Consider the following 11,908-nt stretch of genomic DNA (forward strand, 5'->3'; position numbering starts at 1 on the left):
TTGCCGGGCACCGACTCCTCGGCGGTGCCGTTCAGCCGGCGCGCGACCGTGTCGGTCTTGGCCTTGCGGAGGGTGTCGGCCTGGGCCTTGCCCCGGCCCTCGGCGACGGCCTCCGCGAGGTTGGCGAAGACGACGGTCAGCCACAGCCAGACCGTGATCGCCCAGCCGAACCAGTCGCCCGGGTCCTTCAGGGCCAGCGCGGTGGTCACCACCGAGCCGACCTCGACCACGAACATCACCGGGGACTTGACCATCACCCGGGGGTCGAGCTTGCGGAAGGCGTCCGGCAGCGACCTGACCAGCTGGGCCGGGTCGAAGAGGCCGCCGGAGACGCGCCCGGGCGCCTCGGCGCCGTGCGCGGGCGTTTCCTGGGGGTCCTCCGGCGCGGTACGGACAGGGGTGGTGGTGCTCATGAGAGTCCCTCCGCCAGCGGGCCAAGGGCCAGGGCCGGGAAGTAGGTCAGGCCGGTGATGATGACGATCGCGCCCACGAGCAGGCCGGCGAAGAGCGGCTTCTCGGTGCGCAGGGTGCCCGCGGTCTCGGGCACGGGCTGCTGCTCGGCGAGCGAGCCGGCCAGCGCCAGGACGAAGACCATCGGGAGGAAGCGGCCGAGCAGCATGGCCAGGCCGATCGAGGTGTTGTACCACTGCGTGTCGGCGTTCAGGCCCGCGAAGGCGGAGCCGTTGTTGTTGGCGCCGGAGGTGAAGGCGTAGAGGACCTCGGAGAAGCCGTGGGCGCCGCTGGAGTGCACGGAGTTGCCGGCGGTGTTGAGGATCGAGTCCGGCGGCGTCGCCATCACCATGGAGACGGCCGTGAAGCCGAGCACGAGCGTCGGAGTGATGAGGATGTAGCACGCGGCGAGCTTGATCTCGGGGGTGCCGATCTTCTTGCCGAGGTACTCGGGCGTCCGGCCGACCATCAGGCCCGCGATGAAGACCGCGATGACGGCCATGACGAGCATGCCGTAGAGGCCGGAGCCGGTGCCGCCGGGGGCGATCTCGCCGAGCATCATGGAGAGCAGGGCGATGCCGCCGCCGAGGCCGGTGAAGGAGGAGTGGAAGGAGTCCACCGCGCCGGTGGAGGTGAGGGTCGTCGTGGTCGCGAAGATCGCGGACGCGCCGACGCCGAAGCGCTGCTCCTTGCCCTCCATCGCGCCGCCCGCCGCCTGGAGCGCCGCGCCGTGGTGGGCGTATTCGGTCCACATCATCAGCGCGGTGAAGCCGAGCCAGATGACGCCCATCGCGGCGAGGATCGCGTAACCCTGCTTGACGTTGCCGACCATCTTGCCGAACGTGCGGGTCAGCGCGAACGGGATGACGAGGATCAGAAAGATCTCGAAGAGGTTGGTGAAGGCGTTCGGATTCTCGAACGGGTGGGCGGAGTTGGCGTTGAAGTAGCCGCCGCCGTTGGTGCCGAGCTCCTTGATGACCTCCTGCGAGGCCACCGCGCCGCCGTTCACCTGCTGGGTGCCACCGGTGAGCTGCCCGATGTCGTGGATGCCGGCGAAGTTCTGGATGGCGCCGCAGGCGACGAGGATCAGCGCGCCGACGACGGACAGCGGCAGCAGGATCCGGACGGTGCCGCGCACCAGGTCGGCCCAGAAGTTGCCGAGCTCGCCGGTGCGGGACCGCGCGAAGCCCCGGACGAGGGCGACGGCGACGGCGATGCCGACGGCGGCGGAGACGAAGTTCTGCACCGCGAGGCCGAGCGTCTGGACGGCGTGGCCCATGGACTGCTCGCCCGAGTACGACTGCCAGTTGGTGTTGGCGACGAACGACGCGGCGGTGTTGAAGGCCTGGTCCGGGCTGATCGAGTGGAAGCCGAGCGAGAGCGGCTCGGGCAGGGCCCCCTGGATCCGCTGGAGCAGGTAGAGGAAGAGCACGCCGGCGGCGGAGAAGGCCAGCACGCCGCGCAGATACGCGGGCCAGCGCATCCCGGCGTCCGGGTCGGCGCCGATGAGGCGGTAGATCCACGTCTCGGCTCGGAGGTGCTTGCCGGAGCTGTAGACGGCGGCCATGTAGTCGCCCAGCGGGCGGTAGGCCAGGGCCAGCGCCGCTATGAGCGCGGTCAGCTGGAGGACTCCGGAGAGAACGGGGCTCATAAGGGTGCTCAGAACCTCTCCGGGAAGACGAGGGCGAGGATCAGGTAGCCCAGCAGGGCGACGGCCACGACCAGGCCGACGATGTTCTCGGCGGTCACAGCTTCGTCACCCCCTTGGCGACGAGAGCCACCAACGCGAAAACGGCGACGGCGGTGACGACGAAGGCCACATCGGCCATCGTGTGCTCCTAGAGAGGTTCGGATGAACGGACCTCTAGAGGAAACATCCGTTACCGGGGGGTACGGCCCGTGTTGACGCCTCCCTTACGGCCATTGGCGCCGCCTTGACGGCATCCATACGCGAACGGCTCCCACCTGCGGAAACGCCACTGGGCCGGAACCCGGTGTACGGGTTCCGGCCCAGTCGAAACGGCCAGTTCCGGCCGCGGTACGGCCTAGCGGATCTCGCTGATCTCGGGGCCGCGCTGGAGGCGGTCCACACCGCCGGCGAAGCGCGAGCCCTGGTCCTCCTGCTGCAGTCCCTCCGCCACCATCTGGGCGTCGTCCGGCAGCTTGAGCACGATCGGGTCCCGGGGCGCCATCGGCGACTGGCCGCGCACCACGACGGTGTCCCGGAAGATCTGCTCCAGCAGACCGGCGGTCTGCGGCTGCACGGCGCCCTGCCCGGAGATCACACCGCGCAGGAACCAGCGTGGGCCGTCACAGCCCACGAAGCGCACCAGCTGCACACCGTTCGTACCGTCCGGGAGCGCCACGGGCACCTGCGCCCGCAGCTCCCAGCCGAGCGGACCCTCGATCTCCTCGACGACGCCGCCCTGCTGGGTGATGCCGTCGGCGATCTCGCTCCGCACCTCGTGCCAGATGCCCTCGCGCTTGGGCGCGGCGAACGCCTGGAGCTGCACCGCGCTGTCGCGCAGCACCACGGTCGCGGCGACGATCGCGTCACCGGCGACCTCGACCCGCAGCTCCATGCCCTCGACACCGGGCACGAACAGCCCGCCGAGGTCGACCCGGCCCTCGGCCGGCTCCCGGACCTCGGAGACGTCCCACGGCCCGTCCGGGCGCGGCTCCGGCTCCAGCCGGATCCGGCTCTCGGCCGCGGTGTCCTGTGCGGACTCGTCGGCGGACTCCTCTGCCGACTCCTCGGAGGTCACGTCGTCGACCAGGTCGACGGCGTCCTCGCTGCGCTTGCGGCGACGACCGAACACGTCACTGTCCTTCCCGGTCGCTGGCGACCGAAGCGAATCCATTCCCCACGGCTGCGTGGCCGCCGGTGGAACCGAAGCCCCCGTCGGCCCGCGCCGAGCCGGGAAGCTCCGCCACCTCGTGGAAGCGGACCCTCTCGACCTGCTGAACAACCAATTGGGCGACACGGTCGAACCTCTCGAACCGCACGCTCTCGCGGGGATCCAGATTGACCACAATCACCTTGATCTCTCCACGGTACCCGGCATCGATGGTGCCGGGGGCGTTCACCATGGAGACCCCGCACCGGGCGGCGAGCCCCGAGCGGGGGTGCACGAAGGCCGCGTACCCGTCGGGCAGGGCGATCGAGATGCCGGTGGGCAGCACCATCCGCTCCCCGGGGGCCAGCTCCGCGGCCTGGGTGGTGACCAGGTCGCACCCGGCGTCGCCGGGGTGACCGTAGGCGGGAAGAGGCACCTCGGGATCCACCCGGCGGATGAGCACGTCGACAGGCTGACGCATTTAGGGGTTCACCTCGAAAGCTCGCGCGACCTTCACCTGGTCGGGGTCGGACAGCGCGGCCTGGATCTCGGCGGGCCGGCCGTGCTCGATGAAGTGGTCGACCTTGACCTCGACGAACATCGCGTCCGCGCGGACCGCGACGGGCCCCTCGGGCGAGCCGATGCGGCCGGTGGCCGTGCAGTAGATCTTACGGCCGTGCACCGCGACGGCCTCGGCCTCGAGGTGCAGCACCGTGTCCACCGGCACGGGCAGCAGGAAGTCCGTCTCCAGCCGCCCGGTCACCGCGATGGTCCGCAGCATCCAGCCGAGCCCGCCGAGCGTCTCGTCGAGGGCCGTGGCCAGCACGCCGCCGTGGGCCAGCCCGGGGGCGCCCTGGTGGGCCTCCCGGACCCGGAACTCGGCGGTGACGCGCACGCCCTCACCGGCGCGCGTCTGAAGGTGCAGCCCGTGCGACTGACCGCCGCCGCAGCCGAAGCAGTGCTCGTAGTGCGACCCGATGATCTCTCCGGGCGCGGGGGCTTCGGGGTGCCGCACCGGCGGCCCGGCGTCGGCCGGCGGTGTCAGCGCTGTCGTTCGTCCACTCACAGGGGCTGACCTTACCCGCGACGGCGGCACCCGGTCCCGCCCGTGCCAAGCTTGGACGCATGCAGCCTTACGAAGAACGCCTGACAGCGCCCCGTTCCTGGTGGTTCATCGCGGTTCTCACCGGAGTCGCCCTGGCGTTGATCCTGCTGCCGCTCGGTACCCTCCCGATGCTCGGCGGACTGATCGGCGGCGCCGCCCTGGCGGCGGTCGCGGTCAGCTCGTACGGCTCGGTGCGCATCAGGGTGGTCGGCGGCGCGCTCGTCGCCGGTGACGCGCGGATCCCCGTCGAGGCGCTGGGCGAGCCCGAGGTGCTGGACGCCGAGGAGGCGCGCGCCTGGCGTACCCACAAGGCCGACACCCGGGCGTTCATGCTGCTGCGCGGCTACGTTCCCACGGCGGTGCGGATCGAGGTCACGGACCCGTCGGACCCGACGCCGTACGTCTACCTCTCCACCCGCTCCCCCGAGCGCCTGGCCGCGGCGCTGAAGGCCGTACGAGCCGGGCAGCCGGGCTAGCGGGAGCGGTCTACCAGGCCACCTGGCGGGTGCGGAGGTCCGCGCGGATCTTGTCGGCCAGCCGCCTGGTGTCACGCCGGTTGAGCACGGCTCCGACGGCGGCGCCGATCATGAAGGGCGCGACCTTGGGCATGTTGCGGACCGAGCGCTTGAGGATGCGCTGGCGCAGTTCCCGCTTGAGCTGTCCGCCGAGGGCGGCGTTGACGGTGGTGGGAGCGGTGACGTCGATGCCCCGCTCGTGGGCCCAGGCGCCCAGGTAGGCCATGGCGCGCTGCCGGGTGGTGCCGGTGGCGGGGACGCCGTACACCTCGTGCAGCTCGGCGATCAGTTTGAACTCCACCGCGGCCACGCCGATGATCTCGGCGGCCAGTTCGGCGGGGAGGGCCGGCGGTACGGGCAGCATCGCGGCCGCGCCGACGCCGGCGCCCACGGTGGAGCTGCCCGCGGCCGCGCCGGCCACCAGCTTGTCGGCGAGCTCCTCCGGGCCGAGGCCGGGGAACTGCGCGCGCAGGGTCGCGAGGTCGCGCACCGGGATGCGGGGCGCGCCCGCGACGATGCGGTCGACGACGGCCGTCAGGCCCGCCCTCGCACCGCGACCGCCCCACAGGCCGACCGCCTTGAGGTTGTCCGCGCCACGGCCGACCACCGCGGCGAGCGAGGCCCTGCGGCCTCGCTCGGCATGGGGGTCGACGTCGGCACGGACTGGAACGCCGGTGGGGGCGCCGGTCTGCCCCGCGGCTTCCCCGGCGGGCCCGGTGGTCGGGCCGGGCTGCCGGGAGCGCCGCCTGCGGAACGGGGTCGAGCCTGCCATCGCAGACCCTCGCCTCACTCGCAGTCGCGGCAGATGGGCTGACCGTTCTTCTCACCGGCCAGCTGGCTGCGGTGGTGCACGAGGAAGCAGCTCATGCACGTGAACTCATCGGCCTGGCGGGGCAGCACCCGCACGGACAGCTCCTCGTTGGAGAGGTCCGCGCCGGGCAGCTCCAGGCCTTCGGCCGCCTCGAAGTCGTCGACGTCGACGGACGAGGTGGACTTGTCGTTCCGACGAGCCTTGAGTTCTTCCAGGCTGTCGCTGTCGACGTCGTCGTCGGTCTTGCGTGGGGTGTCGTAGTCCGTTGCCATGTCGCTCTCCCCCTCTGGGTGTCTGCGGTATCTCCAGCGCACGTAACGCGTGGGAGGCCGGACTTGTGCCCGACCCGAGGCGGAGATTTTGCCTCACATCAAGGTCTGTTACTCAATCGACACCCAACCGCACACCTGAAGAGGTGATCGGGATGGGTGGCGATGGGGACCGTACCCGACCGGAAAGCCGGGTGCGGCGACGCCATCCCGTGTACTTCCCGTGATCAGGACACCCGGAAACCCCCATTTTCCAGGCTTCCCGGCGCGTCCTGCGGTCACGGAGAGTAGATGGCCGGAAGTCGACCCATGTGATCGATCACACAGATCCACCGTCCGGGTCGGATCATGAGAATTCCGCCCAAAGCGAACCTCACGCCGAGCCATTCTCGCAGATGGTCACGTCGGTAGCACCACGCGCATCACCAGGCCGCCTCCTTCACGCGGCACGGCCGTGATCCGGCCGCCGTGCGCCCGGGCCACCGAGCGCACGATGGACAGCCCGAGGCCCACGCCCTTGTCGCTTCCCGTACGCTCCGTGCGCAGCCGGCGGAACGGCTCGAAGATGTTGTCCAGCTCGTACGCCGGGACCACCGGACCGGTGTTCTCCACCACCAGCACCGCCTGGCCCGGCTGCGTCTCGGTGGTCACCTCGACCCAGCCGTCCGGCACGTTGTAGCGCACCGCGTTCTGCACCAGGTTCAGCGCGATCCGCTCCAGCAGCACGCCGTTGCCCTGCACCACGGCCGGCTGCCGGGTGCCGCGCAGTTCCACGCCCTTGGCCTGCGCCTCGGCACGGGCCTGGTCGATGGCCTGCGAGGCCACCTCGGCGAGGTCCACCGGCTTGCGGTCCACGATCTCGTTCTCGCTGCGGGCGAGCAGCAGCAGACCCTCTACGAGCTGCTCGCTGCGCTCATTGGTGGCCAGCAGCGTCTTGCCGAGCTGCTGGAGCTCCGGCGAGGCCCCGGGATCCGAGAGGTGGACCTCCAGCAGCGTCCGGTTGATGGCGAGCGGGGTGCGCAGCTCGTGCGAGGCGTTGGCCACGAACCGCTGCTGCGCGGTGAACGCGCGCTCCAGCCGGTCCAGCATCTCGTCGAAGGTGTCCGACAGCTCCTTGAGCTCGTCGTCCGGCCCGCCCAGCTCGATCCGCCGCGACAGATCCGTGCCGGCCACCCGGCGGGCGGTCCTGGTGATCTTGCCGAGCGGGGAGAGGACCCGGCCAGCCATCGCGTAGCCGAAGGCGAAGGCGATGACGGCGAGGCCCAGCAGGGCCAGCAGGGAGCGCTTGAGGAGGCTGTCGAGGGCCATGGCGCGCTGATGCTGGGTGCACAGCTCCAGCCCGCGCATGAAGTCCGAGCTGTTGGTGGTGCCGCTCAGGTCGCGGCAGGTGTCGCTGGTGATCTGCACCTGCGCGTTCAGGATGCGGAAGGGCAGCTCGTTGCCCTGGCGCAGCGCGTCCGCCGCCAGCAGATAGATGATCGTCAGCAGCAGCACGCCGGCCATCAGGAACATCCCGCCGTAGAGCAGGGTCAGCCTGATCCTGATGGTCGGGCGCAGCCAGGGGAAGGGCCTTATGACGGGCTGCCGGGGGTCCCAGGCGGGCTTGGGCGGGGCTGCCGGGGGCGCGGCCGGCATGGGGGGCGTTTCGGGCATGGCGGTGCTCAGATCCGGTATCCGGAGCCCGGCACGGTCACGATGACCGCCGGCTCGCCGAGCTTGCGGCGCAGCGTCATGACGGTGACCCGCACGACGTTGGTGAACGGGTCGGTGTTCTCGTCCCAGGCCTTCTCCAGCAGCTGCTCCGCCGACACCACGGCGCCCTCGCTGCGCATCAGCACCTCCAGCACCGCGAACTCCTTCGGTGCCAGCTGCACCTCGCGGCCGTCGCGGAAGACCTCGCGGCGGTTGGGGTCGAGCTTGATGCCGGCCCGCTCCAGGACGGGCGGCAGGGCGACGGTCGTGCGCCGGCCCAGGGCGCGCACGCGCGCGGTCAGCTCGCTGAAGGCGAACGGCTTGGGGAGGTAGTCGTCGGCGCCGATCTCCAGGCCCTCGACACGGTCGCTCACGTCGCCGGAGGCGGTCAGCATCAGCACACGGGTGGGAATGCCCAGCTCGACGACCTTGCGGCAGACGTCGTCGCCGTGGACGAGGGGCAGATCGCGGTCGAGGACGATGACGTCGTAGTCGTTGACGGCGATGCGCTCGATGGCGGCGGCCCCGTCGTACACGACGTCGACGGCCATGGCCTCCCGGCGCAGTCCGGTGGCGACGGCATCGGCGAGCAGCTGCTCGTCCTCGACGACGAGTACGCGCACGGCGCTGGTCCTTCCCTTTGGGGTCCCTGCGGGCAGGGTCGATGAGAGTGGTGGGTCCCTCCATCCTGCCTCGAACGCCGGTAAACCGGCTGTAAGGGGTTTCCGGTGGAGGGACGCGGGAGAGAAGGGGGAGGATTCCGGATTGCTCGGTGATCGCAGGTTTCCCGCCGGACGAGGGTGGGGAAGACGTCTGCACACCCGCGATCACGCTCCCAGTACGCCCCCGCGTACGCGATACGCCCTACCCGTGATCGTTTTTCGCCGTAGGCACACCCCCGTGCCATTCACCCACGACGAGGGAGCCGCACATCATGGACGCGTTCACCGCCGGCATCCTGCAGCGCATAGAGAACACCCGGAGCGACCTCGACCACGCCCGCCGCACGGGCGACGACTTTCTCGCCGAAGTCGAACAGGCCGAGCTCGACGACCTGCACCGCCTCGCGGCGGAGCACGGGGTGCACATCAGCGCGGCCTGACCCCTGCCGCGGCGATCCATAGGGACGCCGGACGGACCGGTCCCCCGGTCCGTCCGGCGTTCGCCGTGTTCCGGCCCGTCGCGGCCGCTCGCCGCCGCGGCGGGCGATCCGCCGGGCCGGTGCTAGTCGCGCCAGGCCCCCAGCTCCTCCAGACGGCCCTGGAGTCGTTCGAAGAGTCCGGGCGGAGCCGCGACGGTCAGTTCGGTCGAGGCCGCCTCGCCCGGGCGGCCGCCCGTCAGCGCGCCCGCCTCGCGCGCGATGAGCGCGCCGGCCGCGAAGTCCCAGGGGTTGAGTCCCCGCTCGTAGTAGCCGTCCAGCCGGCCGCAGGCCACGTCGCACAGGTCGATGGCCGCCGAGCCGCCCCGGCGGATGTCCCGCACCTCCGGCAGCAGGGAGCGCAGCACCTCCGCCTGGGCCGCCCGCCGCTCGGCCCGGTAGCCGAAGCCCGTGCCGATCAGGGCGTGGTCGAGCGACGGCGCCGGGCGCACCCGCAGCCGCCGGTCGCCGGCGAAGGCGCCCTCGCCGCGCACCGCCCGGTAGGTCTCGCCGCGCACGGGCGCGGCGACGACGCCGACCAGCGCCTCCCCGTCGAGCTCGGCGGCTATCGACACCGCCCAGGACGGCTGCCCGTAGAGGTAGTTGACGGTGCCGTCGATGGGGTCGATCACCCAGCGCACCCCGCTGGTGCCCGCGCTGCTCGCGCCCTCCTCGCCCAGCAGCCCGTCCTCCGGGCGGCGTTCCGCGAGGAAGGCGGTGATGAGCTTCTCGGCGGCGATGTCCATCTCGGTGACGACGTCGATGGAGCTGGTCTTGGTGGCGGCCACGCCGAGGTCCGCCGGGCGGCCGTCGCGCAGCAGCTCGCCGGCCCGCTCGGCGGCCTCCAGGGCGACGGCGAGGAGTTCGGCCTTCAGCGGGCCGTCGGTCACAGCGTTCACGGTGCTCCTTACGCGTAGGGGCTGTCGGCGCCGGCGGCGGCCGGGCGGAGGGCCCGGGCCGGGCAGCAGCCGGCCGGGCAGAGGTCGTGCGAGGGGCCGAGGGCACCCAGCGCGCAGCGCTCGGGCCGCTCGCCGCGCTCGGTTGCGGCGCGCTCCAGCACCAGTTCGCGGACGGCGGCCGCGAAGCGTGGGTCCGCTCCGACCGTCGCGGCCCGGGCGACCGGCAGACCGAGCTCGGCGGCCTTGGCCACGGCCTCGGTGTCGAGGTCGTACTTGACCTCCATGTGGTCCGAGACGAAGCCGATCGGCACCATGACGACGGCCGACGCGCCCTCGCCGTGCACGGCCTCCAGGTGCTCGCAGATGTCCGGTTCGAGCCAGGGGATGTGCGGGGCGCCGCTGCGGGACTGGTAGACCAGCCGCCAGGGGCGCTCCACGCCGGTCTGCTCGCGGACCGCCTCGGCGATGAGCCGGGCGACCTCCAGGTGCTGGGCGACGTACGCGCCGCCGTCCCCGTGCTGCCCGGCCGGGCCGGAGGTGTCCGCGGCGGCCGTGGGGATGGAGTGCGTGGTGAACGCCAGGTGCGCGCCCTGCCGCACCGCCTCGGGCAGCTCGCCGAGCGCGGCCAGCGTGGCGTCCACCATGGGCCGGACGAAGCCGGGGTGGTTGAAGTAGTGGCGCAGCTTGTCCACGCGCGGCAGCGGCAGGCCCTCGGCCTGCAGGGCGGCCAGCGCGTCGGCGAGGTTCTCGCGGTACTGCCGGCAGCCGGAGTACGAGGCGTAGGCGCTGGTGGCCAGGGTGAGCACGCGGCGGTGGCCGTCGGCGACGAGCTGCCGCAGCGTGTCCGTCAGGTAGGGCGCCCAGTTGCGGTTTCCCCAGTAGACCGGCAGGTCCATGCCGTGGGCGGCGAACTCCTCGCGCAGGGCGCGCAGCAGTTCGCGGTTCTGGTCGTTGATCGGGCTGACGCCACCGAAGAGGAAGTAGTGCTGCCCGACCTCCTTCAGCCGCTCGCGCGGGATGCCGCGGCCCCGGGTGACGTTCTCGAGGAACGGCACCACGTCCTCGGGCCCCTCGGGTCCTCCGAAGGAGAGCAGCAACAGGGCGTCGTACGGGGCGTGGACTGGCTGATCCGGCATGCGTCCGATCCTGCCACCCCCCACTGACAGGCAGGAAATGGCGGTGCGTCGTACGGGCACCACCCGTAATCTGTACAAACGCCCTGCGTCCCTTACCCCGTTTCGTACCGCCGCACTCGTCCTTCTGGTGGAGTCCGCCTTGTCCAGTCCTTACAGCGCGATATTCGCCGCCCCCGGCGCCAAGGGTTTCTCCGTGGCCGGCTTCCTCGGCCGGATGCCGCTGTCGATGATGGGCATCGGCATCGTCACGATGGTCTCCCAGCTCACCGGCCGGTACGGGCTGGCCGGGGCGCTCTCCGCCACGATGGCGCTGTCCGCCGCCGTGCTGGGTCCGCAGGTCTCGCGGCTGGTCGACCGGCACGGGCAGCGCAAGGTGCTGCGTCCGGTGACGCTGGTGGCGCTGACGGCGGTCGCGCTGCTGCTGATCAGCGCCCTGCGGGGGTGGCCGGACTGGACGATGTTCGTCTGCACGGCGCTCGCCGGCTGCGTGCCGAGCGTGGGGTCGATGGTGCGGGCCCGCTGGGCGGAGATCTACGAGGGCTCGCCGCGCGAGCTGCACACCGCCTATTCGGCCGAGTCGGTCATCGACGAGGTGTGCTTCATCGTCGGGCCGATCCTGTCGATCGGCCTGTCCACGGCCTGGTTCCCGGAGGCGGGTCCGCTGCTGGCGGCCTGCTTCCTGGCGGTCGGCGTCTTCTGGCTGACGGCACAGCGCGCCACCGAGCCCACGCCGCACCCCAAGGGCGCGCACGGCGGTGGCTCCGCGCTGCGTTCGCCGGGGCTCCAGGTGCTGGTGGCGACCTATGTGGCCACTGGTGCGATCTTCGGCGCGGTGGACGTGGTGACGGTGGCCTTCGCCGAGGAGCAGGGCCACAAGGCGGCGTCCAGCCTCGCCCTCGCGGTCTACGCGCTGGGTTCCGGAGTGGCCGGCGCCGTCTTCGGACTGCTCCATCTCAAGGGCGAGCCGGCTCGTCGCTGGGTTCTGGGCGTGTGTGCGATGGCCGTGAGTATGATCCCGCTCCAAATGGTCGGGAGCCTGCCGTTCCTGGCCGTGGC

Annotated in this window: 14 protein-coding genes and 1 pseudogene; 3 read left to right on the forward strand and 12 right to left on the reverse strand. The window is 71.6% G+C overall.

What is annotated here, in order from left to right; all coding sequences use genetic code 11:
* From AB0K09_RS21645 to AB0K09_RS21670, 6 genes and pseudogenes are all read right to left on the reverse strand, one after another.
* Positions 1-413 (reverse strand): annotated as a pseudogene (locus AB0K09_RS21645) (potassium-transporting ATPase subunit B); the annotation flags it as partial.
* Positions 410-2,101 (reverse strand): potassium-transporting ATPase subunit KdpA, encoded by a 1,692-nt coding sequence (kdpA, locus tag AB0K09_RS21650; RefSeq protein ID WP_366067018.1) that lies wholly within the window; start codon positions 2,099-2,101, stop codon positions 410-412. The gene kdpA and the pseudogene AB0K09_RS21645, both read right to left, overlap by 4 nt.
* Before the next feature lie 8 nt (positions 2,102-2,109).
* Positions 2,110-2,199: a K(+)-transporting ATPase subunit F gene (gene kdpF, locus AB0K09_RS21655; protein ID WP_043188605.1), complete on the reverse strand. Its 90-nt coding sequence runs from the start codon at positions 2,197-2,199 to the stop codon at positions 2,110-2,112.
* A 296-nt stretch (positions 2,200-2,495) separates the two neighbouring features.
* Positions 2,496-3,269: a DUF3710 domain-containing protein gene (locus tag AB0K09_RS21660; RefSeq protein WP_366067019.1), complete on the reverse strand. Its 774-nt coding sequence runs from the start codon at positions 3,267-3,269 to the stop codon at positions 2,496-2,498.
* A gap of 1 nt (position 3,270) precedes the next feature.
* On the reverse strand, positions 3,271-3,768 hold the full coding sequence (gene dut / locus AB0K09_RS21665) for a dUTP diphosphatase (protein WP_366067020.1): 498 nt from the start codon (positions 3,766-3,768) through the stop codon (positions 3,271-3,273).
* Positions 3,769-4,353 carry a PaaI family thioesterase gene (locus tag AB0K09_RS21670; protein WP_366067021.1) on the reverse strand — a complete coding sequence of 195 codons (585 nt, stop codon included), beginning with the start codon at positions 4,351-4,353 and terminating at the stop codon, positions 3,769-3,771.
* Between the two features lie 59 nt (positions 4,354-4,412).
* Between AB0K09_RS21670 and AB0K09_RS21675 the strand changes: the two genes are divergently transcribed.
* Positions 4,413-4,868 carry a DUF3093 domain-containing protein gene (locus AB0K09_RS21675; protein ID WP_366067022.1) on the forward strand — a complete coding sequence of 152 codons (456 nt, stop codon included), beginning with the start codon at positions 4,413-4,415 and terminating at the stop codon, positions 4,866-4,868.
* Between the two features lie 10 nt (positions 4,869-4,878).
* Here the strand turns inward: AB0K09_RS21675 and AB0K09_RS21680 are convergent, their stop codons facing one another.
* The 4 genes from AB0K09_RS21680 to AB0K09_RS21695 form a co-directional block, all read right to left on the reverse strand.
* Positions 4,879-5,679: a hypothetical protein gene (locus AB0K09_RS21680; protein ID WP_366067023.1), complete on the reverse strand. Its 801-nt coding sequence runs from the start codon at positions 5,677-5,679 to the stop codon at positions 4,879-4,881.
* A 14-nt stretch (positions 5,680-5,693) separates the two neighbouring features.
* Positions 5,694-5,990, reverse strand: a complete 297-nt coding sequence (locus AB0K09_RS21685; protein WP_366067024.1) for a DUF4193 domain-containing protein — start codon at positions 5,988-5,990, stop codon at positions 5,694-5,696.
* A 396-nt stretch (positions 5,991-6,386) separates the two neighbouring features.
* Complete coding sequence (locus AB0K09_RS21690) at positions 6,387-7,640, reverse strand: HAMP domain-containing sensor histidine kinase (protein WP_366067025.1); 1,254 nt, start codon at positions 7,638-7,640, stop codon at positions 6,387-6,389.
* 8 nt (positions 7,641-7,648) lie between these two features.
* The gene (locus AB0K09_RS21695; RefSeq protein WP_366067026.1) at positions 7,649-8,302 is read right to left on the reverse strand and encodes a response regulator transcription factor; all 654 of its coding nucleotides are present in this window, start codon (positions 8,300-8,302) and stop codon (positions 7,649-7,651) included.
* Positions 8,303-8,613: 311 nt separating this feature from the next.
* Here AB0K09_RS21695 and AB0K09_RS21700 point away from each other — a divergent pair, with 311 nt between their 5' ends.
* Positions 8,614-8,781, forward strand: a complete 168-nt coding sequence (locus AB0K09_RS21700; RefSeq protein ID WP_366067027.1) for a hypothetical protein — start codon at positions 8,614-8,616, stop codon at positions 8,779-8,781.
* A 122-nt stretch (positions 8,782-8,903) separates the two neighbouring features.
* Here AB0K09_RS21700 and AB0K09_RS21705 read toward each other — a convergent pair whose 3' ends face one another.
* Both AB0K09_RS21705 and AB0K09_RS21710 read right to left on the reverse strand, forming a co-directional pair.
* On the reverse strand, positions 8,904-9,707 hold the full coding sequence (locus AB0K09_RS21705; protein WP_366067030.1) for an inositol monophosphatase family protein: 804 nt from the start codon (positions 9,705-9,707) through the stop codon (positions 8,904-8,906).
* 17 nt (positions 9,708-9,724) lie between these two features.
* Entirely contained in the window at positions 9,725-10,852 is a 1,128-nt protein-coding gene (locus AB0K09_RS21710) for a ferrochelatase (protein ID WP_366067028.1), read from the reverse strand.
* 139 nt (positions 10,853-10,991) lie between these two features.
* On the opposite strand from AB0K09_RS21710, the gene AB0K09_RS21715 reads away from it, so the two are divergent.
* On the forward strand, positions 10,992-11,908 hold a 917-nt coding region (locus AB0K09_RS21715), incomplete at its 3' end, for an MFS transporter (protein WP_366067029.1).

It is taken from the genome of Streptomyces sp. NPDC049577, assembly GCF_040675635.1.
In the GTDB taxonomy this organism is placed as follows: domain Bacteria; phylum Actinomycetota; class Actinomycetes; order Streptomycetales; family Streptomycetaceae; genus Streptomyces.

What these genes read in the sequence shown, in the direction of transcription:
- AB0K09_RS21680 (WP_366067023.1), bottom strand. Translation starts at nt 5,679, where the DNA reads ATGGCAGGCTCGACCCCGTTCCGCAGGCGGCGCTCCCGGCAGCCCGGC.
- AB0K09_RS21700 (WP_366067027.1), top strand. Translation starts at nt 8,614, where the DNA reads ATGGACGCGTTCACCGCCGGCATCCTGCAGCGCATAGAGAACACCCGG.
- AB0K09_RS21690 (WP_366067025.1), bottom strand. Translation starts at nt 7,640, where the DNA reads ATGCCCGAAACGCCCCCCATGCCGGCCGCGCCCCCGGCAGCCCCGCCC.
- dut (WP_366067020.1), bottom strand. Translation starts at nt 3,768, where the DNA reads ATGCGTCAGCCTGTCGACGTGCTCATCCGCCGGGTGGATCCCGAGGTG.
- kdpA (WP_366067018.1), bottom strand. Translation starts at nt 2,101, where the DNA reads ATGAGCCCCGTTCTCTCCGGAGTCCTCCAGCTGACCGCGCTCATAGCG.
- AB0K09_RS21710 (WP_366067028.1), bottom strand. Translation starts at nt 10,852, where the DNA reads ATGCCGGATCAGCCAGTCCACGCCCCGTACGACGCCCTGTTGCTGCTC.
- AB0K09_RS21685 (WP_366067024.1), bottom strand. Translation starts at nt 5,990, where the DNA reads ATGGCAACGGACTACGACACCCCACGCAAGACCGACGACGACGTCGAC.
- AB0K09_RS21675 (WP_366067022.1), top strand. Translation starts at nt 4,413, where the DNA reads ATGCAGCCTTACGAAGAACGCCTGACAGCGCCCCGTTCCTGGTGGTTC.